The sequence below is a fragment of the Streptomyces sp. SCSIO 30461 genome (assembly GCF_037023745.1).
In the GTDB taxonomy this organism is placed as follows: Bacteria; Actinomycetota; Actinomycetes; order Streptomycetales; family Streptomycetaceae; genus Streptomyces.
Map to the genome: position 1 here is coordinate 1,712,155 of NZ_CP146101.1, position 24,380 is coordinate 1,736,534.

The 24,380-nt window shown below is 70.1% G+C and carries 18 protein-coding genes and 1 tRNA gene; 18 read left to right on the plus strand and 1 reads right to left on the minus strand.

The genetic code is table 11. From position 1 onward, the window contains the following. The first annotated feature begins 315 nt into the window (after window positions 1-315). Complete coding sequence (locus V1460_RS07830) at window positions 316-2,634, plus strand: ATP-dependent RecD-like DNA helicase (RefSeq protein ID WP_338672963.1); 2,319 nt, start codon at window positions 316-318, stop codon at window positions 2,632-2,634. 198 nt (window positions 2,635-2,832) lie between these two features. On the opposite strand, the gene V1460_RS07835 is transcribed toward V1460_RS07830, so the two are convergent. Then, window positions 2,833-2,904: transfer RNA gene (locus tag V1460_RS07835), tRNA-Arg, on the minus strand. A gap of 211 nt (window positions 2,905-3,115) precedes the next feature. Between V1460_RS07835 and V1460_RS07840 the strand changes: the two genes are divergently transcribed. The 17 genes from V1460_RS07840 (at window position 3,116) to V1460_RS07920 (ending at window position 24,311) form a co-directional block, all read left to right on the plus strand. Beyond that, a complete protein-coding gene (locus V1460_RS07840) occupies window positions 3,116-3,532 on the plus strand; it encodes a response regulator (RefSeq protein WP_338677956.1) in 417 nt (138 codons plus the stop codon). Window positions 3,533-3,592: 60 nt separating this feature from the next. After that, on the plus strand, window positions 3,593-4,648 hold the full coding sequence (nrtL, locus tag V1460_RS07845; RefSeq protein ID WP_338672965.1) for an ArgS-related anticodon-binding protein NrtL: 1,056 nt from the start codon (window positions 3,593-3,595) through the stop codon (window positions 4,646-4,648). 19 nt (window positions 4,649-4,667) lie between these two features. After that, on the plus strand, window positions 4,668-6,059 hold the full coding sequence (lysA, locus tag V1460_RS07850; RefSeq protein ID WP_338672966.1) for a diaminopimelate decarboxylase: 1,392 nt from the start codon (window positions 4,668-4,670) through the stop codon (window positions 6,057-6,059). Between the two features lie 124 nt (window positions 6,060-6,183). Continuing rightward, window positions 6,184-7,476 (plus strand): homoserine dehydrogenase, encoded by a 1,293-nt coding sequence (locus V1460_RS07855; protein ID WP_338672967.1) that lies wholly within the window; start codon window positions 6,184-6,186, stop codon window positions 7,474-7,476. A gap of 6 nt (window positions 7,477-7,482) precedes the next feature. Next, window positions 7,483-8,550, plus strand: a complete 1,068-nt coding sequence (gene thrC / locus V1460_RS07860) for a threonine synthase (protein WP_338672968.1) — start codon at window positions 7,483-7,485, stop codon at window positions 8,548-8,550. A 551-nt stretch (window positions 8,551-9,101) separates the two neighbouring features. Then, entirely contained in the window at window positions 9,102-10,019 is a 918-nt protein-coding gene (gene thrB, locus V1460_RS07865; protein ID WP_338672969.1) for a homoserine kinase, read from the plus strand. 389 nt (window positions 10,020-10,408) lie between these two features. Beyond that, window positions 10,409-12,430 carry a transcription termination factor Rho gene (gene rho, locus V1460_RS07870; protein WP_338672970.1) on the plus strand — a complete coding sequence of 674 codons (2,022 nt, stop codon included), beginning with the start codon at window positions 10,409-10,411 and terminating at the stop codon, window positions 12,428-12,430. A 353-nt stretch (window positions 12,431-12,783) separates the two neighbouring features. Further along, complete coding sequence (locus V1460_RS07875) at window positions 12,784-14,592, plus strand: trypsin-like serine protease (RefSeq protein ID WP_338672972.1); 1,809 nt, start codon at window positions 12,784-12,786, stop codon at window positions 14,590-14,592. A 395-nt stretch (window positions 14,593-14,987) separates the two neighbouring features. Continuing rightward, window positions 14,988-16,079 carry an LCP family protein gene (locus tag V1460_RS07880; RefSeq protein ID WP_338672973.1) on the plus strand — a complete coding sequence of 364 codons (1,092 nt, stop codon included), beginning with the start codon at window positions 14,988-14,990 and terminating at the stop codon, window positions 16,077-16,079. Between the two features lie 310 nt (window positions 16,080-16,389). Next, entirely contained in the window at window positions 16,390-16,614 is a 225-nt protein-coding gene (gene rpmE / locus V1460_RS07885; protein ID WP_338672974.1) for a 50S ribosomal protein L31, read from the plus strand. 174 nt (window positions 16,615-16,788) lie between these two features. Beyond that, a complete protein-coding gene (gene prfA / locus V1460_RS07890) occupies window positions 16,789-17,862 on the plus strand; it encodes a peptide chain release factor 1 (protein WP_338672975.1) in 1,074 nt (357 codons plus the stop codon). A 110-nt stretch (window positions 17,863-17,972) separates the two neighbouring features. Further along, window positions 17,973-18,854 (plus strand): peptide chain release factor N(5)-glutamine methyltransferase, encoded by an 882-nt coding sequence (prmC, locus tag V1460_RS07895; protein WP_338672976.1) that lies wholly within the window; start codon window positions 17,973-17,975, stop codon window positions 18,852-18,854. 235 nt (window positions 18,855-19,089) lie between these two features. Beyond that, entirely contained in the window at window positions 19,090-19,737 is a 648-nt protein-coding gene (locus V1460_RS07900; RefSeq protein ID WP_338672978.1) for an L-threonylcarbamoyladenylate synthase, read from the plus strand. Window positions 19,738-19,765: 28 nt separating this feature from the next. Beyond that, a complete protein-coding gene (locus V1460_RS07905) occupies window positions 19,766-20,413 on the plus strand; it encodes a protein-tyrosine-phosphatase (protein WP_338672979.1) in 648 nt (215 codons plus the stop codon). 203 nt (window positions 20,414-20,616) lie between these two features. Further along, complete coding sequence (gene glyA, locus V1460_RS07910; protein ID WP_338672980.1) at window positions 20,617-21,936, plus strand: serine hydroxymethyltransferase; 1,320 nt, start codon at window positions 20,617-20,619, stop codon at window positions 21,934-21,936. Between the two features lie 213 nt (window positions 21,937-22,149). Beyond that, a complete protein-coding gene (locus V1460_RS07915) occupies window positions 22,150-23,568 on the plus strand; it encodes an MraY family glycosyltransferase (protein WP_338672981.1) in 1,419 nt (472 codons plus the stop codon). A 305-nt stretch (window positions 23,569-23,873) separates the two neighbouring features. Further along, window positions 23,874-24,311, plus strand: coding sequence for a hypothetical protein (locus V1460_RS07920; protein ID WP_338672982.1), 438 nt, complete (start codon window positions 23,874-23,876; stop codon window positions 24,309-24,311). Window positions 24,312-24,380: the final 69 nt, after the last annotated feature.

Below are 24,380 nucleotides of genomic sequence, written 5' to 3' on the forward strand. Positions count from 1 at the left end.
AGGCTCCGTAAGCGGTTGTTGGGGCATCAGGGGCAGCGAGTTCGTTCGCAGGAAAACCCTACCGAGAAGCAATGCGTCCCGGTGCGTGCGGAGCCCTCGTGAGGCATCACTCGTGGAACACGCGCCCGCATTGTCCGGGGCGCGCCCCGTCGCCGGCGGCTGCACGGCGGCCCCATCTGGATGATGTCACTCGATGGGGTGAAGGGAATTCCTCAAGCGCGCGACAGACGGCTACCTGGGGACGCATGCTGATCTTGCAGTATCCCGGCAGCGCCACCTGATCCGCAGCCGTACGTACCTCTGGAGATGGTGCGCGTGCCCCACCAAGTGCCCCTGGACGCCTCGGAAGTCATCGAGGGCGTGGTCGACCACTTGCTGCACGTCAGTTTCGATGAGCGCACGGTACTGCGGCTGACCGCCACAACGGGCGGTGAGGAAAGCATCACCGCCCTCGGCAAGGCGCTCTTCGGGGTGCGGCCCGGGGAGAGCCTGCGGCTGCACGGAGCCTGGGTCTATCATCCTCGCCACGGACGGCAGTTCAGAGCCGAGCGGTGCGAGCGGACGGTGCCGGCCGACGAGCGGGCGATCCGTCTCTATCTCGCCTCGGGCATGATCTGCGGGATCGGGCCGATTCTCGCCTCGGCGATCGTGGACGCCTTCGGCGAGCGGACCCTGAAGGTCATCGACGCCGAACCACAGCGGCTCCTCGATGTGCACGGGATCGGCCAGGTCCGGCTGGGCCGGATCACGGCGGCCTGGCAGGAGCAGAAGGCCATCGCCGAGATCATGCTGTTCCTGCAGGGCCTCCGGATCACTCCGGCGCTCGCAGTGAAGATCTACACCGCGTACGCCGACACCGACGACGACCCGATGCACATCGTCCGTCGTACCCCCTACCGGTTGTGCCGGGACGTACGCGGTGTCGGCTTTGTCAACGCCGACAAGATCGCCCTCGCCGTCGGCATCCCGAAGCACAGCGACGCACGCCTTCAGGCCGCGCTCTTGCATGAACTCGACCAAGCCGGAGCCAGTGGCCACTGCCACCAGCCAGTGCGCGTTCTGATCGTCCGTACCCGTCAGCTGCTGACCGATGACGATCCGGCGACCGAGGAGATCCTCGACGACGCGGTCCTGCGTCACGCGCTGGAGACGCTGCGCGCCCAGGGCGAGGTGATCACGGAGACGCTGCCGCTACCCGTGCTGGACGGAACTGACACCGTGGCTGACACCGAGATCGCCATGCTGGCGCACCGGCACCGGGACGAGGCACAACTGGCCTTCCACGTACGGCGCCTGCTCGGCTCCGCCTCCTCGCTGGCCGACCTCGCTCCGTGGGCCGAGCGTCTGGCTGCGCTGAGGGGCCGGGAGACGGCCGGGCTGACCGACGAGCAGCACCAGGCGATCCTGACCGCCCTGATCCGCCCTCTCTCGGTCCTGACCGGCGGACCGGGCTGCGGCAAGACCCATACCCTGCGCACTCTGGTCGACATCGCCGACGAGGCCGGTGCGGTAATCGCGCTGGCCGCTCCGACCGGAAAGGCCGCCAAACGCCTGGAGGAGACCTGCGGGCAGGCGGCGATGACCGTGCACCGGCTGATCAGACCGCCCGACGGCGACTCCCTCTTCGATCACGCCGGCGTTCTGGAGACCGCCGACCTGGTGGTCATCGACGAGGCATCGATGCTCGACCTGGCCCTGGCCCGCCGGCTGTTCTCCGCCGTCCGGAACGGCTGCCACCTGATGCTTGTCGGCGACATCGACCAGCTTCCCAGCGTCGGCCCCGGCCGCGTGCTGCGCGATCTCCTCGATGTCGAGGACATCCCGCGCACCCGGCTCACCAAAGTCTTCCGCCAGCACGACGACAGCGCGGCGATCGTCATCAACGCCCACCGCATCCTGCACGGTGAACTGCCGAGGGAGGACCCCAAGGTCTTCTGGAATCGTCCCGTACCCACCGCCGAGGACACCGCCCAGCGTGTGGTGGACCTGGTCTGCGAGCTCATGCCGAAGCACTTCGGGGCCCGCCCGGAGGACATCCAGGTCCTGTGCCCCGGCAAGAAGAACATCGCCGGTATGACCGACCTCAACCTGCGCCTCCAGGAGCACCTCAATCCTCCGGCCGACGACAAGCCGCAGCACTATCACGGTGGCGCCGCCTTCCGGCTCGGCGATCGCGTGCAGCAGGTCCGCAACAACCCCCACCGTGGCGAATCCGGAATCTTCAACGGCAGCAGCGGCACCATCACAGCTGTCGACGTCGAAGCCCACCGGCTCACCGTCACCTTCCACGACGGCGAGGCGGCGACGTACCCCTTCGCCGACCTCGACGAGTTGGTCCACGCCTACGCGCTGACCGTCCACCGCTCCCAGGGCAGCGAATACCCCTACGTCATCATCCCCATGATCAGCGCGGCCGGGATGATGCTGCTCCAGCGCAACCTGCTCTACACCGCCGTCACCCGCGCCCGCAACGGAGCCATGCTCATCGGCCAGAGCGAAGCCGTCGAACGCGCGATCGCCAACAACCGCACCCAGCGCCGCAACACCGCCCTCACCCATCGCATCCATCACGCCGAGGCCGCCGTACCGGCACCACGCGCCCACACGCCGAGCGGCCAACTCACCTGGGACTGAACGGAGGCGGACCCATCCACGAGCTGCGCAGCGGCCTTGGCCTGCGGTGGCGTACCTGCTCATCCGCCTGGCACCGCGAAATCGCAGGTCACAGCCCTGTTGGGCCAAGCGGGTGTCGCCGAGTAGGTCGTGCGCGTTTTGGCATGCACAAGAAAGGCGCTGAACCGCGTTTCCGCTGTTCAGCGCCTTGATCCGGAGTGCCCCCGGCAGGATTCGAACCTGCGCACACGGCTCCGGAGGCCGTTGCTCTATCCCCTGAGCTACGGGGGCGTCCGCCGCTCTCGGCGGCGACGGGTAGAACCCTACCAGCTTCGGAGGGGTGCCTGTGAACAGGTATTTCCAGGCAGTGAGCGGGGTGGACTCGGGTACGTGGGGCCCTGGGTGCCGGGTGGTCGTGCGAGGGGATGCCCCGGTGGGGGTGGAAGTCGGCAAAAGCCGGACGGGGGAGGGGCGTGCGACCTACTCTCGAGTTGTGTCAGGCGTGTCCGGCCGGGTGCTTGTTGTGGATGACAACAGGGTCATTCGGCAGCTGATCAGGGTCAATCTCGAACTGGAGGGTTTCGAGGTCGTGACCGCTGCCGATGGTGCCGAGTGCCTGGAGGTCGTGCACCGGGTTCGGCCGGATGTGATCACGCTCGATGTGGTGATGCCGCGGCTCGACGGCCTGCGCACCGCCGCGCGGCTCCGGGCCGATCCGCGGACGCGGCAGGTGCCTGTGGTCATTGTCAGTGCCTGCACGCAGTACGAGGCGGGGGCCGGGGACGGGGTCGACGCGTTTCTCGCGAAGCCTTTCGAGCCGGGCGAGTTGGTGCGGTTGGTGCATCGACTGTGCAGGGAGGGGCCGCCGCCCGTCGACGGCAGGCGTGGGGCCGGTTGGGCCGGGAGCGCGCGCGGCTGAGCTGACCGCATGGCGGAATCGGTTCGCGATCGCACCCCCTTCCTCACATACGCTGGTCCCGTGACCCCCGCAGATCTCTCCCGTACCGTGCTGGGCGCTGTGCGCCGTGCGGTCGAGGAGGGTGCCCTCGGGGAAGCGGTGGCGGTGCCCGACCGGGTCGTCGTGGAGCGGCCGCGGCCCGGGGGGCGAGGGGACTACGCGACCAATGCCGCGCTGCGGCTTGCCCACGAGGCCCGGATGCCCGCGATGCGGGTCGCCGAGTTGCTCTCGGAGCGGCTCGTGCGACGGCCGGGGATCGCGCGGGTCGAGGTGACCGGGCCCGGGTTCCTCAACATCACGCTGGACACAGGGGCCGACGGGTCCCTTGTGCGCACGGTGCTCGAGCAGGGCGGCCGGTACGGGCACGGGGACGCCATGGCCGGTGAGCGTTGTGTGTACCGGCACGGACCCGAGGTCAGGGGCGCCGTCGTGGCAGACGGCCTGCGGAGGCTGGCGCTCGCGCAGGGCGCCGCGGCGGACGCCGGGTGTGTGGGGGCGGCCGATGCGGGCTGGGCGCGGCTGGGTGTGGTGACGCACCCGGTTGCCTCGGACGCACAGGTCGATGTGCGTCCTGGCGCCGCCGGTGCGGGTGCGGGGGAGTTGCTGCGGCGCTACGGGGCCGACGCCGCCCGCTGGGCGATGCTGCGGGCCGCCGCGCACGACCGGCCGAGGTTTGACGCGGGGCTGCTCGTCCAGGGTGAGGCCAATCCGTTCTTCCGTGTGCGGTACGCGCACTCACGCGCCCGCGCGCTGGCGCGGGCCGCCGAGCACCTCGGTTTCGCGGTCCGCCACGACGGGATCGAGGAGTCCGTCGACGCGCCCGCACTGGTCGGGGCCGTCGGTGACTACCCCCGTGTGCTGGTGTCCGCCGTCCGTCACCGGGCCCCGGACCGTCTCGCGCGGCACTTGGAGACCACCGCGGACGCCTTCCTGGGGTTCCAGCACACGGTGCTCCCCCGTGGTGACGAGAAACCCTCGGCCGCCCACCGTTCACGGCTCGCCCTCGCCGAAGCCGCCGGGACGGTGCTGGCCGGCGGCCTGACCCTGCTCGGCATCAGCGCGCCCGAATACGTGTAGGGAATGTGAGAAAGACAGAATGAGCCGTTCCGCGCACCCCGCCGGTCCCCGCCACGGAGACGTCCTGCCCGAGGGGCACTACTCCGCCCCGCCCGCAGACCTCAACGCCCTCGACGGGAAGGTGTGGGCCCGCACCGTCACACGGAACGATGACGGGATCGTCAGCGTAGCCGGGGTCGAAGTGACCCGGCTGGCCCAGGAGTTCGGCACGCCTGCCTACTTCCTGGACGAGGAGGACTTCCGCGCCCGCTGCCGCGCCTGGGCCGATGCCTTCGGCAAGGACGCCGATGTGTTCTACGCGGGCAAGGCGTTCCTGAGCCGCGCGGTGGTGCGCTGGCTGACGGAGGAAGGGCTCAACCTCGACGTGTGTTCGGGCGGGGAACTCGCCACGGCGCTCGACGCCGGGATGCCCGCCGAGCGCATCGCCTTCCACGGCAACAACAAGTCCCCCGAGGAGATCGAGAAGGCCGTGCGCGCCGGAGTCGGGCGCATCGTGCTCGACTCCTTCCAGGAGATCGTGCGCGTCGCGCACATCGCCCGGTCGCTCGGCAAGCGCCAGCGGGTCCAGATCAGGGTCACCGTCGGCGTCGAGGCCCACACCCACGAGTTCATCGCGACCGCGCACGAGGACCAGAAGTTCGGCATCGCGCTCGCGGACGGGCAGGCCGCGGAAGCGGTCCGCCGGGCGATGAAGCTCGACGGTCTGGAGCTGATCGGCATCCATTCGCACATCGGCTCGCAGATCTTCGACATGGCCGGGTTCGAGGTCTCGGCCCGGCGCGTGGTGCGGCTGCTGGCCGAGGTCAGGGACGAGCACGGGGTCGAGCTGCCCGAGATCGACCTGGGTGGTGGTCTCGGCATCGCGTACACCCCGGACGACGACCCGCGCGAACCGCATGAGATCGCCAAGGCCCTCAGCGAGATCGTCACCCGTGAGTGTGAAGCCGCCGGGCTGCGTACGCCGCGGATCTCCGTCGAGCCCGGACGGGCCATCGTCGGCCCCGCGGCCTTCACGCTGTACGAGGTGGGCACGATCAAGCCGCTCGCCGGGCTGCGGACGTACGTCAGTGTCGACGGCGGGATGTCCGACAACATCCGTACGGCGCTGTACGACGCCGAGTACAGCGTCGCTCTCGTCTCGCGTACGTCGACGGCCGCACCGATGCTCGTACGGGTCGTCGGCAAGCACTGCGAGAGCGGCGACATCGTTGTACGGGACGCCTTCCTGCCCGCCGACCTCGCCCCTGGTGACCTGCTGGCCGTGCCCGCCACCGGCGCCTACTGCCGTTCGATGGCGAGCAACTACAACCACGCGCTGCGCCCGCCCGTCGTCGCGGTCAGGGACGGGGAGGCGCGGGTGATCGTCAGGCGTGAGACGGAGGAGGATCTACTGCGCCTCGATGTCGGGTGATGCCGGGTGGTGGAATATCTGTCTCGGGATGTGGACGGTGCGCCGGAATCCGCCAAAAGGTGAGTGAGACTGGTTCGCACCCTGAATGTAGAAACGGCTGTGTTCGATGAAAGGCGAAGGTCGGATGATGCGTACGCGTCCGCTGAAGGTGGCGCTCCTGGGCTGTGGTGTGGTCGGCTCAGAGGTGGCGCGCCTCATGACGACGCATGCCGATGACCTCGCCGCGCGGATCGGTGCCCCGGTGGAGCTCGCCGGGGTCGCCGTCCGCCGCCCCTCCAAGGTGCGTGAGGGGATCCCACGGGAGCTCGTCACCACGGACGCCACGGCTCTCGTCTCGCGCGGCGACATCGACGTGGTCGTGGAGGTGATCGGTGGGATCGAGCCGGCCCGGACCCTGATCACCACCGCGTTCGAGCATGGCGCGTCCGTGGTCTCCGCCAACAAGGCGCTGCTCGCCGAGGACGGGGCCACGCTGTACGCCGCCGCCGAGAAACACGGCCGCGACCTCTACTTCGAGGCCGCGGTCGCCGGGGCGATCCCGCTGATCAGGCCGTTGCGCGAGTCGCTCGCCGGTGACAAGGTCAACCGCGTGCTCGGCATCGTCAACGGCACCACGAACTTCATCCTCGACAAGATGGACACCTCCGGCGCGGGCTACTCCGAGGCGCTGGACGAGGCCACCGCGCTCGGCTACGCCGAGGCCGACCCGACGGCCGATGTGGAGGGCTTCGACGCCGCCGCCAAGGCCGCGATCCTCGCCGGCATCTCCTTCCACACCCGGGTACGCCTCGACGACGTCTACCGCGAGGGCATGACCGAGGTCACCGCCGCCGACTTCGCCTCCGCCGGGAAGATGGGCTGCACCATCAAGCTGCTGGCCATCTGCGAGCGGGCGGCCGACGGCAAGTCGGTCACCGCCCGGGTGCATCCCGCGATGATCCCGCTCAGCCACCCGCTTGCCTCCGTCCGCGAGGCGTACAACGCCGTCTTCGTGGAGGCCGAGGCCGCCGGGCGGCTGATGTTCTACGGTCCGGGCGCCGGGGGCTCCCCGACCGCATCGGCGGTGCTCGGCGACCTGGTCGCGGTCTGCCGCAACAAGCTCGCCGAGGCCACCGGGCCCGGTGAGTCCGTGTACACCCAGCTGCCCGTGAGTCCCATGGGCGAGGTCGTGACGCGGTACCACATCAGCCTCGACGTGGCCGATAAACCGGGTGTGCTCGCCCAGGTCGCGACGGTCTTCGCCGAGCACGGCGTATCCATCGACACGGTGCGCCAGAAGGGCAAGGACGGCGAGGCCTCACTCGTCGTCGTCACCCACCGCGCGCCCGACGCCGCTCTCTCCGGGACGGTCGAGGCGCTGCGCGAACTCGACACCGTGCGCGGTGTCGCCAGCATCATGCGGGTTGAAGGAGAGTAGGCACCCATGAGTACTCGCACGCACCAGTGGCGCGGCATCATCGAGGAGTACCGGGACCGGCTCCCGGTGACGGAGACCACGCCGGTCGTCACGCTGGGCGAGGGCGGTACTCCGCTCGTCGCCGCGGGAGCCCTTTCCGAGGCCACCGGCTGTGAGGTGTATCTCAAGGTCGAGGGTGCGAACCCGACCGGGTCCTTCAAGGACCGCGGCATGACGATGGCGATCAGCAAGGCCAAGGAGGAGGGCGCGCAGGCCGTCATCTGCGCCTCCACCGGGAACACCTCCGCCTCCGCCGCCGCGTACGGCGGGCGCGCCGGGATGGTCAGCGCGGTGCTGATCCCCCAGGGCAAGATCGCCATGGGCAAGCTGGGGCAGGCTCTGGTCCACGGTGCCAAGATCCTCCAGGTCGACGGCAACTTCGACGATTGCCTGGTGCTGGCTCGCGGGCTCTCCGAGAACTATCCGGTGGCGCTGGTCAATTCGGTGAACCCGGTCCGTATCGAGGGCCAGAAGACCGCCGCGTTCGAGATCGTGGACGCGCTCGGCGACGCTCCCGACATCCATGTGCTCCCGGTCGGCAACGCAGGGAACATCACGGCCTACTGGAAGGGCTACAAGGAGTACGCCGCCGACGAGGTGTCCACTCGCACCCCGCGGATGTGGGGCTTCCAGGCCGCGGGTTCGGCGCCCATCGTGCGTGGCGAGGTCGTCAAGGACCCGTCGACCATCGCCACCGCGATCCGGATCGGCAACCCGGCTTCCTGGGAGTACGCGCTGGCCGCCCGGGACGAGTCGGGCGGCTTCATCGACGAGGTGACCGACCGTCAGATCCTGCGCGCCTACCGGCTGCTGGCCTCTCGCGAAGGAGTCTTCGTGGAGCCGGCGTCCGCTGCGTCGGTGGCCGGTCTGCTCAAGGCCGCCGAGGAGGGGAAGGTCGACCCGGGCCAGCGGATCGTCTGCACGGTCACCGGCAACGGTCTCAAGGACCCCGACTGGGCGGTCGCCGGAGCTCCTCAGCCCCTCACGGTGCCGGTGGACGCGGGCGTGGCGGCCGAGCGGCTGGGCCTCGCGTAGGCGGTCGGGCGGGAGTGCGAGCGGGCAGGCCGCCTGGGAGGTGCCCTCCCGGCCACGCGCTGTGCGGGGACGGCCTGGGAGCCGCGGGTGCCCGAAGGCCGGCTGCGGAGCCGTCGCCGCCGGGCGCGCCTCTGTGGCGGAGCCGTACGCCGGGGGGTTCGCCCCAGTCCGGGACCGATGCCGCGACGTGGTGTCCCGCGCAGGGCTCGCGGCGTGTTTCCGCCCAGGCGGAAACACGCCGCAGCGCGGGAATCGCGGGGGCGTGTGCGGCGACGTGAGGGAAGCCGGCGGGTAGCCGACGGTGGTCGCCAGGGGTGCGACACGCATCGCGCGCCTCCCCTACGCCCTATGTCGCCGCTGAACCTTCCTTCGATAAGCTGTGCCGAACCGGCCCACCGCATATGCCGCGGTGCTGCTGCCGTTTCGGCCCACGGGTCCTCGTCCTCGCAAGTTCGTCAGAGCACGTCAGGCCCGCATTTCACGTCGAATCAGAGTCAGAATTCCGTCGACCAGAATCCGACCAGAACCAACCCAAGGAGTGTCGTCGAGCGATGGCCGGTCCCGCATTCCGCGCCGCCGCCGTCCGGGTGCGTGTCCCCGCCACCAGCGCTAACCTCGGGCCGGGCTTCGATGCCTTCGGCCTGTCGCTGGGGCTGTATGACGACGTCGTCGTCCGGGTGGCCGATTCCGGTCTGCATATCGACATCGCGGGTGAGGGCGCCGAAACCCTGCCCCGCGATGAGAGCCATCTGCTCGTACGCTCCCTGCGTACTGCCTTCGACCTGCTCGGCGGACAGCCGCGCGGTCTCGAAGTGGTCTGCGCCAACCGCATCCCGCACGGCCGCGGGCTCGGTTCGTCGTCCGCCGCCATCTGCGCCGGCATCGTCGCCGCCCGCGCGGTGACCATAGGCGGCGACACCCGGCTCGACGACGCCGCGCTGCTGGAGCTCGCCACCGAGATCGAGGGCCACCCCGACAACGTCGCGGCGTGTCTGCTCGGCGGGTTCACCCTGGCCTGGACGGCAGCCGGCACGGCCCGAGCCATCAGGATGGACCCCTCGGATTCCATCGTTCCGGTGGTTTTCGTGCCGTCGAATCCGGTGCTCACCGAGACCGCGCGCGGACTCCTCCCGCGTACCGTCCCACACGTCGACGCCGCGGCCAACGCGGGTCGCGCCGCCCTGCTCGTGGAGGCCCTGACCCGGCGTCCCGAGCTGCTGCTGCCGGCCACCGAGGACCGCCTGCACCAGGAGTACCGTGCTCCGGCGATGCCGCAGAGCGTCGACCTCGTGAACCGGCTGCGCGCGGATGGCGTTCCGGCGGTCATCTCCGGCGCGGGACCCACGGTGCTCGCGCTGGTCGAGGACGGCGCAGCCGACAAGGTGGCGAGGCTCGCGGGCGAGGGCTGGGCGGCGAACCGGTTGGCGCTCGACGAGGCCGGGGCGAGCGTGCTGCCGCTCGCTTCATAGCGACACGGGATTGCCGGTGACCGAGAGGGGGAATGTTTGTTGGAGCCGGTAGTGTTAACCTCAAGTACGCAGCCCACATTCTTGTGGAGCGGTGCTTTGCGTCCCCATCCGGGACCACCATTCTTCCGGGAGCCTCCCCAACTGCCTGAGCAGCCTGCCTGAGCAGTTTCGAGCACGCTCCGGAAACGGCACGACACCCCTCGCTCATCTCGGGAGAGGGCCGAGCAGGGGGACTCGGGCCGGACCTTGCACGTACATTTCCTCCGCCTACCCGGCGGGACTACCGCCCCGGTCTCGGTCCACGATCCGAAAGATCACGGACCGGTGCCGGACAGCACAACCGGTCGCCGAGCCAGATGGCCGACGTCCGCTCCAGGGAAGGACCCTTCGTGAGCGACACCACCGATCTGATGGGCGTGACTGCCGACAAGAGCGTCGACACCACCGCGCCCGCCGCAGGTGCTGCCTCCGGCACCACCGCACGGCGCCGCCGCTCCGGCACCGGCCTCGACGGCATGGTCCTGGCCGAGCTTCAGCAGGTCGCGTCCGGCCTGGGCATCAGGGGCACCGCGCGGATGCGCAAGAGCCAGCTGATCGAGGTCATCAAGGAGGCGCAGGCCGGTGGCGGCCAGGCCGCTTCCCCGGCCAAGAGCGGGGGCTCCGACGCCGCGGCCGAGACCAAGCCGAAGCGCCGTGCCACCTCCAAGGCCCGTACCGGCGACGACAGCGCCGCGGCAGCCGAGCCGAAGGCCGAGAAGGCCGCGGCCCAGCAGCAGATCGACATCCCTGGCCAGCCGGCCAGCGATGACGCACCGGCCGGTGAGCGCCGTCGACGCCGCGCCACGTCGCCCGCGGGCAGCCCCGAGGGTGAGACCGCCGCGGCGCAGTCGAAGGGCGACGTCAAGACCGAGGTCCGCGCCGAGGCCAAGACTGACACCCAGGTCGACGCCAAGGCCGAAGCAGCCGCCGACACGGCCGAGGGCCGCCGCGCCGATCGCCAGCGTGACCGCGGTGAGCGCGGCGATCGCCAGCGTGACCGCGGTGAGCGTGGCGATCGCCAGCGTGACCGCCGCGGCGGCAAGGGCGGCGACGACCAGCAGGGCGGTGGACAGCGCCAGACGCAGGGCGGCGGACAGCAGCGCCAGGGCGGCGGCCCGCAGGACGACTTCGACGACGAGGGCGGTCGGCGTGGACGCCGCGGCCGCTACCGCGACCGCCGAGGCCGCCGCGGCCGTGACGAGTTCGCCCCGGAACCGCAGCTGGCCGACGACGACGTCCTGATCCCCGTCGCGGGCATCCTGGACATCCTCGACAACTACGCGTTCATCCGGACCTCCGGCTACCTGCCCGGTCCGAACGACGTGTATGTGTCGCTGGCTCAGGTCCGCAAGAACGGTCTGCGCAAGGGCGACCACGTCACCGGTGCGGTCCGCCAGCCCAAGGAAGGCGAGCGCCGTGAGAAGTTCAACGCGCTGGTCCGCCTCGACTCCGTCAACGGCATGGCGCCTGAATCGGGCCGCGGCCGACCGGAGTTCAACAAGCTGACCCCGCTGTACCCGCAGGACCGGCTCCGTCTGGAGACCGACCCGGGCGTGCTGACCACCCGCATCATCGACCTGGTGTCGCCGATCGGAAAGGGCCAGCGAGGCCTGATCGTGGCCCCGCCGAAGACCGGCAAGACCATGATCATGCAGGCGATCGCCAACGCGATCACCCACAACAACCCCGAGTGCCACCTGATGGTCGTCCTGGTGGACGAGCGTCCGGAAGAGGTCACCGACATGCAGCGGTCGGTCAAGGGCGAGGTCATCTCCTCGACCTTCGACCGTCCGGCCGAGGACCACACCACCGTCGCAGAGCTGGCCATCGAGCGTGCCAAGCGCCTCGTCGAGCTGGGCCATGACGTGGTCGTCCTGCTGGACTCGATCACCCGTCTGGGCCGTGCGTACAACCTGGCGGCCCCGGCCTCCGGACGCATCCTGTCCGGTGGTGTCGACTCGACCGCGCTCTACCCGCCGAAGCGCTTCTTCGGTGCCGCGCGCAACATCGAGGACGGCGGCTCGCTGACCATCCTGGCCACGGCGCTGGTCGACACCGGCTCGCGCATGGACGAGGTGATCTTCGAGGAGTTCAAGGGCACCGGCAACATGGAGCTCAAGCTCGACCGGAAGCTCGCCGACAAGCGCATCTTCCCGGCGGTGGACGTCGACGCGTCCGGCACCCGCAAGGAGGAGATCCTGCTCAGCGGCGAGGAACTCGGCATCGTCTGGAAGCTGCGCCGAGTGCTGCACGCGCTCGACCAGCAGCAGGCGATCGAGCTGCTGCTCGACAAGATGAAGCAGACGAAGTCGAACCCCGAGTTCCTGCTCCAGATCCAGAAGACGACCCCGGCGCCGGGCAACGGCGACTGACATCCGAACCACCGGTCCCCGCACCGGTGGACCGGCTGCTCGCGAGAGCACCGGCGGTCATGGAACGGCCCCGTCACTTCGAGTGACGGGGCCGTCCCGCCTTCCCGCCCCCTTTGCCCGCGGGTACTCACTGGTCAACCACGGGTTGACGTGAGTACGATCTGCTGATCGACGTGGGGGGATTCCACCAAGCGGTACGGCGAGGTCGGGGGACCTTGACCGCCGTGCTGCCCGCATTTGTGCGTCACCCCTCCACGAGCATGTCTCTTCCGGCGAGCGGTTGCGCTCCGCCGGTTCTCACGAGGGGTTTACGAGTGCAGATACGCACCCGTGGTGGCCGGCACAAGCGCCGCATGAAGCTCGCGCTCCCGGCCGTGGCCGCAGCAGCCGCGCTCGCAGGAGCGGGCATCGCCTTCACCGGCACCGACTCGGCGGAAGCCGGCGAGGGCAGCTCGCCGATCGCCGCTGACGCGCAGAAGCCTGCCGCGGTGTCGAAGGCCGAGTTGGGCGAGCGCCTGGTGGCCGCGATCAAGGCAGACGAGCGCAGCAAGCACACGCTCGTCAAGCAGCCGGAGGCCGCCGGGTCCACTGAGGCCGCCGGGTCCACCGAGCCCGGTACGTCCGCCCGCAGCGCGCCGAGTGCCCGCATCATCGGCGGCAAGGAGACCACGATCTCCTCCGCGCCGTGGATGGCTCAGCTCTACTTCCAGGACAGCGAGGGCCGCGGCTACTTCTGCGGTGGCGCGGTCATCGCTCCGACCAAGGTCGCCACCGCGGCGCACTGCGTCGACGGCATCGACTGGGCCCAGACCGGGACGGTCGTCGTCGGCACCAACCATGTGCCCACCGTGGACGGCGACACCGTCGACTGGCACGGCGGCCAAGTCCGCGGCGCCTACCGCCAGTGGGACCACCCGGCGTACGACGACGTCGACATCGACAACGACGTCGCCGTGCTCACGCTGGACTCCAAGGTCAGTGTGGCGACGCTCCCGCTGGCACAGCCGTCGGACAGCTCCCTGTACACGGCGGGCAACGACGGCAAGGTCTACGGCTGGGGCCGTACCAGCTCGACCGACCCGAACAGCGGCTCGGACACGCTGAAGGTCGCCGACGCCGACATCGTCTCGGACACCGCCTGCGCCACCGCCTACCCGGAGTCCACCGCGACCGCCGCCAAGTTCGTCAAGGGCCACATGGTCTGCGCCGGCGCAGCCCCGACCGGCGACGACGCCACCACCGAGACCACCTGCAACGGTGACTCGGGCGGCCCGCTCGTCGTCAACGGCAAGCTCGCCGGTGTCGTCTCCTGGGGTGATGTCGACTGCTCGGCCAAGGGCAAGTACGGCGTGTACGCGAAGACGTCCACCTACTCGGCGGCGATCCAGGCCCGCGTCGACGACGCGAACTGGAACAACGACGACAAGGCCGACCTGCTGGGTCGCAGGGGGTCCGACAACAAGCTGTTCAGCTGGACGTCGAGGGGCACGGGAGTCAACCGCGCCGTCGATCTCGGTTCCTTCGCCGGCAACACGGTCCTGCTCCAGACCGACCTCAACCGCGACGACTACCAGGACATGATCGTCCGGGCCAAGAGCGGTTCCGTGTACTGGGACCACTACGTGCCGTCGGAGGGCACGGTCAAGCGCAAGCTCCTGTCGAGCGCCTGGGGCACGTACAAGCACTTCGTGGCCCCGGGTGACGTCACCGGCGACGAGAAGCCCGACCTGCTGACGGTGGACTCCGCGGGCACGATGTACCTGCGCCCGGGCGACGGCAAGGGTGGTCTCGGCACCGCGGTCCGGGTCGGCACCGGCTGGGCCCAGTACGGAATCCTCGGCGGCCACGGCGACTTCACCAACGACGGTATGCCCGACCTGCTCGCCCGCGGCGCGGACGGCACCACCTATCTGTACAAGGGCACGGGCAAGGCGTCGGCGCCGTTCGCGGCCCGCATCAAGACGGTCACGTTCCGGCCGAGGAGCTTCACCGCGCTGGTCACCACCGGTGATGTGAACGGCGACGGCATCGCCGACGTCTGGGTGCGCGAGACCGGCGGCAAGCTGTGGCTCTACCCGGGCAACGGCAAGTCCTCCGGCGGGATCTTCGGCACCAGGGTCGCGCTCGGCACCAGCTTCCACACGATGAACCTGCTCGGCTGACGAGGCAGCGCAGCGAAGAAGCCGAGGGTGCCCGCCGTGCGTCACGCACGGCGGGCACCCTCGGCTCTGCCGCCGTCGTCCGCCGGTCGACCCCCGCGCCCCGGTGGGACGTTCGCCACACGCCGCCATCCGGCCCGCGACGACGAGTGTCCGCCTGTGCCTGCCGAGGCCTTGGAACTCGCAGGTGAATCAGGGGCTGTGTGCCCCGGTCCGCATGAAGCACACAGGTCCTCCTCCTGCGGTCACCAAGTGACTCTCGCGTACCTCTCAGGTTCCTGTGCAACCCTTCTCACCGCCTGGCCGTCATACCAGTGGCGTAACAAAATTTGACATGGCGGGCAAACCATGTCGGACGCGACGGCGAGGACAGAGGACCGACGAGGACTCGAGGGGATATGGCCGACCAGAGCAAGGGCAGTCGAATACGCGCCACCGGCAAACGCCGCAAGCCGCCCACCGGGCGGCGCCGCGCCGTGACGGCCACCGCCTGGGTGGCGGGCGGTCTGGTGCTCGCCGGCGGATCCGGTCTGGGATACCTGTACTTCAAGCTCAACGGCAACATCCAGGGCGTCGACATCAATGCCCAGCTCGGCACCGACCGTCCTGACGACGTGGACAACGGATCGATGGACATCCTCGTCCTGGGCTCCGACTCCCGGGCCGGCGACAACTCCAAGTACGGCACGGACGAGGGCAGCGCCCGCTCCGACACCGCGATGATCGTGCACGTCTACGAGGGCCACAAGAAGGCCGCGGTCGTCTCCGTGCCTCGCGACACCCTCGTGGACCGCCCGGAATGCACCGACGGCAACGGCGATGATGTACGCGGCGAGTCCCGCGCCATGTTCAACACGGCGTATCAGGTCGGCGGGCCCGCCTGCGCGGTCAAGACCGTCGAGAAGATGTCCGGCATCCGCATGGACCACTACATGGAAGTGGACTTCAGCGGCTTCCAGGAGATCATCGACGAACTCGGCGGCGTCAAGATCACCACCAACAAGGCGATCAAGGACACCAAGAGCCGTCTCGACCTCGAACCCGGCACCCACACCCTGGACGGCGAGCAGGCGCTCGCCCTCGTCCGCACCCGCAAGACCGTGGGCGACGGCAGCGACCTGGGGCGCATCCAGCTCCAGCAGGCGTTCATCAAGGCCTTGATCCAGCAGGTCAAGGGTGTCGGGCTGCTCACCAGCCCGGACAAGCTCTTCGGACTCGCCGACAGCGCCACCAAGGCGATCACCCCCGACTCGGAACTCGACTCGGTCGAGGCGCTCGCCGGCTTCGCGCGCGGGCTCAAGGAACTCGGCGCCGATGACGTCAACATGATCACCTTGCCGGTCCAGTACGACCAGGTCGACCCCAACCGCGTCAGACCGCTGGAGAAGCAGTCCCAGCAGGTCTGGAAGGCTCTCGCGGCAGACAAGCCGATCCCCGCCTCGGCGACCGAGGGCGCGGCCGAGGGCCAGGCGGCGGACGTCGTGCAGTAGCCGGCGCGCGGGCGACACGGCCGATTCCGGCCGGGTCGGTCACTCTCGGCCCGGTCCTCCACGGTCGAGTGGCGCCCGCGGTGCGGCGTCGGCCGGGTGGTGGTGGACGGCAGCGCCACCGGGTCCGGCAGCCCGGGAGGGGCAGGTCGCGCGAACGCTCCTGAGGTCCGGCCGGAAGCGGGGAATACCCGCGGCCCCACCCCGGTTTTGGGAGATACGGCCGGTCCTGGCAGACTGGTACGTCGGCCCCGGTTCACGTACCCGCATCCCGCGTGTGCGACCCGGTGCCCTCCCGAATCTAGGAGACACCTTGAAGCGCGACATCCACCCCGAGTACGTCGAGACCCAGGTGAGCTGCACCTGCGGCGCGTCGTTCACCACCCGCAGCACGATCGAGAGCGGCGCCATCCGCGCCGAGGTCTGCTCCGAGTGCCACCCGTTCTACACGGGCAAGCAGAAGATCCTCGACACCGGTGGCCGTGTGGCCCGCTTCGAGGCCCGCTTCGGCAAGGCTGCCGGCTCCGCCAAGAAGTAGCGAGCCACTGCGCCGGTTCTCGGCTGCCCCCGCGCGGGGCGGCCGGGACCGGCGCTTTGCCGTCCCCGCTCACGGCGGGGACCCGGGACGACCGGACGCCACCCCCGGACCGGCAGCAGCTTCATCCCCGCAGCACTCCCGCAGCACTTTCGTAACGCATACCAGGAGCCCCCGATGTTCGAGGCGGTCGAGGAACTGATCGGCGAGCACGCCGATCTCGAGAAGAAGCTCGCCGACCCTTCGGTCCACGCCGACCAGGCCAACGCGCGCAAGCTCAACAAGCGCTACGCCGAGCTGACTCCGATCGTCGCCACGTACCGCTCCTGGAAGCAGACCGGGGACGACATCGAGACGGCCCGCGAGCTCGCCCATGACGACCCGGACTTCGCCGCCGAGGTCAAGGAACTGGACAAGCAGCGCGATGAGCTCACCGACAAGCTGCGGCTGCTGCTCGTCCCGCGCGACCCCAGCGACGACAAGGACGTCATCCTGGAGATCAAGGCGGGCGCGGGGGGCGACGAGTCGGCGCTGTTCGCGGGCGATCTGCTGCGCATGTATCTGCGCTATGCCGAGCGCGTCGGCTGGAAGACCGAGATCATCGACGCCACCGAGTCCGAGCTCGGCGGCTACAAGGACGTCCAGGTGGCCGTGAAGCTCAAGGGCAACGCGACCCCCGAGCCCGGCCAGGGCGTCTGGGCCCGGCTGAAGTACGAGGGCGGCGTGCACCGGGTGCAGCGGGTGCCGGCCACCGAGTCCCAGGGCCGTATCCACACATCGGCCGCGGGCGTGCTGGTCACCCCGGAGGCCGAGGAGGTCGAGGTCGAGATCAACCCCAACGACCTGCGGATCGACGTCTACCGCTCGTCGGGCCCCGGTGGCCAGTCCGTCAACACCACCGACTCGGCTGTGCGCATCACGCACATCCCGACGGGTGTCGTGGCGTCCTGCCAGAACGAGAAGAGCCAGCTCCAGAACAAGGAGCAGGCCATGCGTATCCTCCGCTCCCGGCTGCTCGCCGCCGCGCAGGAGGAGGCCGAGCGCGAGGCCGCCGACGCCCGGCGCAGCCAAGTGCGCACGGTGGACCGCTCCGAGAAGATCCGTACGTACAACTTCCCGGAGAACCGGATCTCTGACCACCGCGTCGGATTCAAGGCGTACAACTTGGACCAGGTGCTCGACGGGGAACTGGACGCGGTGATCCAGGCCTGTGTCGACGCCGACTCCGCAGCGAAGCTCGCCGCCGCGTAAGCGGTGCGCGAGGCGGCGGGCGAGCCAGGACGGCCACGTCCGGCAGTCGGCCGAGCGAGTGGTCAGCAGCAAGACAGGCAAGACAGAACCGACCGGCCCGGAGGACCAGCGTGCAGTCGCTCCCGGGGGGACGACCCCCGTACCCCCGATCCCTGCTGCTTGCCGAAGTGGCCCAGGCCACCCAGCGGCTGGCGGACGCCGGCGTGCCCTCGCCACGCTTCGACGCGGAGGAGCTCGCCGCGTTCGTGCACGGCGTCAAGCGCGGCGAGTTGCACCTGGTCAAGGACGCGGACTTCGACGCCCGCTACTGGGAGGCGATCGCGCGCCGGGAGGCCCGCGAGCCGCTGCAGCACATCACCGGGCGGGCCTTCTTCCGCTATCTGGAGCTCCAGGTGGGCCCCGGTGTCTTCGTGCCCCGGCCCGAGACCGAGTCGGTCGTCGGCTGGGCCATAGACGCGGTGCGGGCGATGGACGTGGTCGAGCCGCTGGTCGTGGATCTGTGTTCGGGCTCCGGCGCCATCGCGCTCGCGATCGCGCAGGAGGTGCCGCGCTCCCGGGTGCACGCCGTGGAGCTGTCGGACGACGCGATCGACTGGACCCGCAGGAACGCCGAGGGCTCGCGGGTCGCCGTCCACCACGGGAACGCGCTTGTCGCACTGCCCGAGCTCGACGGCCAGGTCGACCTGGTGATCTCCAATCCGCCGTACATCCCGCTCACCGAGTGGGAGTACGTCGCTCCCGAGGCGCGCGACCATGACCCGGAGATGGCGCTCTTCTCGGGTGAGGACGGGCTCGACACCATCCGCGGTATCGAGCGCACCGCCCACCGGCTGCTGCGCCCCGGCGGGCTCGTCGTCGTGGAGCACGCGGACACCCAGGGCGGCCAGGTGCCGTGGATCTTCAACGAGGAGTCCGGCTGGGCGGACGCGGCAGACCATCCCGACCTGAACAACCGCCCGCGGTTCGCGACCGCGCGCAAGGCGATGCCATGACCCCCCTGCGCTCGTCGGAGCCCGGCCCCCCGGCCGGCCCGAGTGAGCGGCGGTGGGGATCCCCCCGGCCGATGACCAGGGGGGAGCGTGGTCGGAAGGCAGACCGCGCCCGGGCCCCGATGAACACGGGGACTCACCCGCCGAAGGCAGGGGCGGGCCGAGTCCGATCAACTGTCGACGCACGCTGGAGCGCCTCGGAGGTAGACCGAGTGCTCGAAAAGAAGGAGGCCCGCTGATGGCTCGGCGATACGACTGCAACGACGCGACCGATCGCACCACCGGTCTGCGCGAGGCGGCATCGGCGGTGCGCCGCGGCGAGCTGGTGGTGCTGCCCACCGACACCGTGTACGGCATCGGCGCCGACGCGTTCAGCAGCGAGGCCGTCAGCGAGCTGCTCGACGCCAAGGGCCGCGGCCGCAACATGCCCACGCCGGTGCTCATCGGTTCGCCCAACACCCTGCACGGGCTGGTCACGGACTTCTCGGAGAAGGCGTGGGAGCTTGTCGACGCGTTCTGGCCGGGTGCGCTGACGCTGGTCGCCAGGCACCAGCCGTCGTTGCAGTGGGACCTCGGTGACACCCGGGGCACGGTCGCCATCCGGATGCCGCTGCACCCGGTCGCGATCGAGCTGCTCACGGAGGTCGGCCCGATGGCGGTGTCCTCCGCGAACCTGACCGGGCACCCCGCGCCGGAGGACTGCGACGCCGCGCAGAGCATGCTCGGCGACTCCGTGTCCGTCTACCTCGACGGTGGACCGACTCCCGGCATCGTCCCGTCCTCGATCGTCGACGTCACCGGGAAGGTGCCGGTGCTGCTGCGTGCCGGGGCGCTCGAAGCGGACGAGCTGCGGAAGGTGGTACCCGACCTCGAGGTGGCTCCATGAGCGCGGTGTGCGGCCGGGGACCGGCCCAGTGACCGCATCCGAGGAGCGCGGCATAGGCGCGGTGAACGGCGGCGACACCTTCAGGATCCTCCACGTCAGCACGGGCAACGTCTGCCGCTCGCCGATCACCGAGCGGTTGACTCGGCATGCCCTGCGCGACCGGCTGGGAGACCTGTCGGCGCGCGGGCTGATCGTGGAGAGCGCGGGCACCTGGGGGCATGAGGGAGCGGCGATGGAGCCGAACGCCGAGACGGTGCTGGCCGACTTCGGCGCGGACCCCAGCGGCTTCACCGGGCGGGAGCTGCTCGACGAGCACGTCATCCGCGCCGACCTGGTGCTGACGGCGACCCGTGACCACCGGGCGCAGGTCATCTCGATGGGGCACTCCGCCGGACTGCGCACCTTCACGCTGAAGGAGTTCACCCGGCTCGTCCGGGCGATAGACCCGGCGACGCTGCCGGACCCGCGCAGCGAAGGCTTCGTGGAGCGGGCCAGGGCCCTGGTGCGCGCCGCGGCCGCGCTGCGCGGTTGGCTGCTCGCGCCGAGCGCTGAGGCGGACGAGGTGTACGACCCGTACGGTGCGCCGATCACGTTCTTCCGCTCGATCGGCGAGGAGATCAACCAGGCGCTGGACCCGGTGGTGACGGCGCTGACCGGCGTGCCCGCGAGCCGCTGACGAGGCCCCGCGCGCCCTCGACCCAAGGGAGTCCCGGCACAGGCCCGGGTGGCGGTGAGGCCCGTGTACCGGCCTTCCTCCGCGAGGGACACGGCCCAGGCGGACCGGCCCGGAGAACGGTGAAACCGGCGGAACGGTGCGCGGACGGGCCGACACCGGCCTACATTGGATCGCACGAACCCATCTGATGCCCGGAGCACACCATGCCGGTCAGCAGCAGCACCGAAGCACCAGCCGCCCAAGCCGCACCGGCAGCGTCGGCCGAACCGGCCGCGGCCCGAGCCGCCGTCGCCCGCTCTCCCGAACTCGCGGCGCTGCGCCGCCAGGACCCGGAGATCGCCGAGGTCATCCTGGGTGAGACGGTCAGGCAGACCGACACCCTGCAGCTCATCGCCGCCGAGAACTTCACCTCGCCCGCCGTGCTCGCGGCGCTCGGCTCTCGGCTCTCCAACAAGTACGCCGAGGGCTACCCGGGCACGCGGTACCACGGTGGCTGCGAGCTCGTCGACGCCGCCGAGCGGATCGCCGTCGACCGGGCGAAGGCCCTCTTCGGCGCCGAGCACGCGAACGTACAGCCGCACTCGGGCTCGTCCGCCGTGCTCGCGGCGTATGCCGCGCTCCTGCGGCCGGGCGACACCGTGCTGGCGATGGGACTGGCCTTCGGCGGGCACCTCACACACGGATCCCCGGCCAACTTCTCCGGCCGCTGGTTCGACTTCGTCCCGTACGGGGTCGACGCGGAGTCCGGACTGCTCGACTACGAGCAGATGGGCGCCCTGGCACGGGAGCACCGGCCCAAGGCGATCGTCTGCGGGTCGATTTCCTATCCGCGCCACCCCGACTACGCCGCGTTCCGTGAGATCGCCGACGAAGTGGGCGCGTATCTGATCGTGGACTCCGCCCATCCGATGGGCCTGATCGCCGGGGGAGTGGCGCCGAACCCCGTGCCCTACGCGGATGTCGTCTGCGCCACGACGCACAAGGTGCTCCGCGGCCCCCGCGGCGGGATGCTGCTGTGCGGGAGCCATCTCGGCGAGCGTATCGACCGGGCGGTCTTCCCGTTCACCCAGGGCGGCGCCCAGATGCACACCATCGCCGCCAAGGCCGTGGGCTTCGGCGAGGCAGCCACCCCTGCGTTCGCCGAGTACGCCCGCAAGGTCGTGGCCAACGCGCGAGTGCTCGCGGGCGCGCTGGCCGACGAGGGCTTCGCCGTCACCACAGGGGGCACCGACACCCACCTGATCATGGCGGACCCGGCCCCGCTGGGCGTGGACGGACGGACGGCCAGGGGCAGGCTCGGGGCCGTCGGGATGGTCCTGGACACATGTGCGCTGCCGTACGGCGACGGGCGCGGGGTCAGGCTGGGTACCGCGGCCGTCACCACCCAGGGCATGGGCGAGGCGGAGATGCGCCGTATGGCGGCACTGTTCGGCCTGGCGTTGCGCGCACCCGGAGACGGCGGTGTGGCCCGGCGGCTGCGCGACGAGGTGCGGGAGCTGACCGGGCGCTTCCCGCCGTACTGAGCCGCGCGGCGGGGCCGCTGAGCGAGTCCGGACCGGGCTCCGTCGGAACGCGGGCCGGGCTCCGTCGGAACGCGGGCCGGGCATGCGCCGAGCCCGGAGCGGGCCGGGAAGGGCCGGATGCAACCGTTCTCACCTTCCCGAAGTCCTCACCCACAAGGCCAACGAAGCTAGGGTGTGAGGCTGAGATGGCCAGCGATACCTGTGGGGCAGCCCGTGCGTGATTACCTGCTGACGCTCTGTGTCACGGCGGCGGTGACCTATCTGCTCACCGGTCCGGTGCGGAAGTTCGCCATCGCGACCGGAGCGATGCCGGAGATCCGCGCCCGCGACGTACACCGAGAACCGACTCCGCGGCTCGGTGGCATCGCCATGTTCTTCGGTCTGTGCGCGGGGCTCCTGGTCGCCGACCACCTGACCAACCTCAACGCCGTCTTCGAGCTGTCCAACGAGCCACGCGCCCTGCTCTCAGGGGCCGCGCTGATCTGGCTGGTCGGTGTGCTCGACGACAAGTTCGAGATCGACGCGCTCATCAAACTGGGTGCGCAGATGATCGCCGCGGGTGTGATGGTCGTGCAGGGTCTGACGATCCTCTGGCTGCCGATCCCGGGCATCGGCACGGTCGCGCTCACCCAGTGGCAGGGCACCCTGCTCACCGTCGCCCTGGTGGTCGTCACCATCAACGCGGTGAACTTCGTGGACGGCCTGGACGGTCTCGCCGCGGGCATGGTGTGCATCGCCACCGCCGCGTTCTTCCTGTACGCGTACCGCATCTGGTACGGCTACACGATCGAGGCCGCCGCACCCGCGACCCTCTTCGCCGCGATCCTGATGGGCATGTGCCTGGGCTTCCTGCCGCACAACATGCATCCCGCGCGGATCTTCATGGGCGACTCCGGATCCATGCTGATCGGTCTGGTGCTCGCCGCGTCCGCGATCTCGGTGACGGGCCAGGTGGACCCGGACGCGCTGAAGCTGTTCGAGGGAGGCACCCGCGAGGCCACCCACGCGGCGCTGCCGGTCTTCATCCCGCTGCTGCTGCCGCTGACCATCATCGCGATCCCGCTCGCCGATCTGCTGCTGGCGATCGTCCGCCGGACCTGGAACGGGAAGTCGCCCTTCGCCGCCGACCGCGGGCATCTGCACCACCGGCTGCTGGAGATCGGGCACTCACACAGCCGTGCCGTGCTGATCATGTACTTCTGGTCGGCGCTGATCGCCTTCGGTGTCGTCGCCTATTCGGTGCACTCGGCGTCGACGTGGATCGTGCTCGGCATCGTGGGGCTGAGCGCGGTCGGTCTCGTGCTTCTGCTGCTGCCGCGCTTCACGCCGCGCGCCCCTCGGTGGGCGGAGGCGTTCGTACCGCCGCGCTACCGCCGCAGACGCCCGGAGCCGGCACTGTCCGCCGGGGTGTCCTCGCACGGCGGCGAGTGGTCCGGCGAAGCGCCTGAGGGGCCGTTCGGCACAGCACCGCCGTACGACGCGGACTCGGCCGGGACCGCGGCCTCCGCGCTCGACGGGACGGACACAGCGGACGGCGAGCGGGTCCCCGTTCCGGTCGGCATCAACGGAGCGACAGCCATCGGCGCCCGTTCACGCTTCACGGACCGGCGTAAGGCGGGAACGCCAAGTTGACGTAGTGGGCTTCAAGGACGCGGTGGCGATGGCGGGGACCGACCCGCTCTGACGCAATTGCGCCCAATACCAGACAAACGGCCCCTGTGTCGTGCACACACGCGCGGAGTCACTCTCATGTGTGAGAGTTGGCACACCTCTGGGTAAAGACCTATTCAAATAGTTTGTGATACGGTTCACGAGAACCGGATACAGAGCCGAAGGTCCGTAGTGCGACGGCCCTTTGGCCCCGAGACTCGCCTCGGACCGGCTCTACGCTCGTCCATGACGACACCACTGCCCCCACCATCAGCGGAGCTGCCGCCATGCTGTCCAACGACGCCCGCACCGTCCTTCTCGCCGCCGTACCCACCGCAGCCGCAGGCGTCATCGCCGCGGTGGTGAGCGGGGTGGTCGCCGGGGGGAAGGGTGCCTTGGGGGCGGTCGTCGGCACCCTGGTGGTGATCACCTTCATGGGTGCCGGCATGGTGGTGCTCCAGCGCACCGCGAAGCGCCTCCCGCACCTGTTCCAGGCGATGGGGCTGCTCCTCTACACGGCCCAGCTGCTGCTGCTGTTCGTGTTCATGGCGGTGTTCCGGGGCACCACTCTGTTCCACTCGAAGGCCATGGCCTTCACCCTGCTCGCGACGACCATCGTCTGGGTCACCGCGCAGGCGCGCGCCTATATGAAGGCCAAGATCCTTTACGTCGACCCGCAGTCCTCGACGGCCACAGGGCCCGAGAAGACTGGGTCGACGGCATGAGGGGTAGGGCCGGGATAAACGCCCGTTCACGATCCTGCTATCGTCCGGTGCCAACTGCGGCACTGCGGG

Excerpts from the sequence above, each read along its gene's own strand:
- lysA (WP_338672966.1), top strand. The coding sequence starts at position 4,668 with ATGAGCCGTTCCGCGCACCCCGCCGGTCCCCGCCACGGAGACGTCCTG.
- V1460_RS07855 (WP_338672967.1), top strand. The coding sequence starts at position 6,184 with ATGATGCGTACGCGTCCGCTGAAGGTGGCGCTCCTGGGCTGTGGTGTG.
- thrC (WP_338672968.1), top strand. The coding sequence starts at position 7,483 with ATGAGTACTCGCACGCACCAGTGGCGCGGCATCATCGAGGAGTACCGG.
- thrB (WP_338672969.1), top strand. The coding sequence starts at position 9,102 with ATGGCCGGTCCCGCATTCCGCGCCGCCGCCGTCCGGGTGCGTGTCCCC.
- V1460_RS07875 (WP_338672972.1), top strand. The coding sequence starts at position 12,784 with ATGAAGCTCGCGCTCCCGGCCGTGGCCGCAGCAGCCGCGCTCGCAGGA.
- V1460_RS07880 (WP_338672973.1), top strand. The coding sequence starts at position 14,988 with ATGGCCGACCAGAGCAAGGGCAGTCGAATACGCGCCACCGGCAAACGC.
- prfA (WP_338672975.1), top strand. The coding sequence starts at position 16,789 with ATGTTCGAGGCGGTCGAGGAACTGATCGGCGAGCACGCCGATCTCGAG.
- V1460_RS07900 (WP_338672978.1), top strand. The coding sequence starts at position 19,090 with ATGGCTCGGCGATACGACTGCAACGACGCGACCGATCGCACCACCGGT.
- glyA (WP_338672980.1), top strand. The coding sequence starts at position 20,617 with ATGCCGGTCAGCAGCAGCACCGAAGCACCAGCCGCCCAAGCCGCACCG.
- V1460_RS07920 (WP_338672982.1), top strand. The coding sequence starts at position 23,874 with ATGCTGTCCAACGACGCCCGCACCGTCCTTCTCGCCGCCGTACCCACC.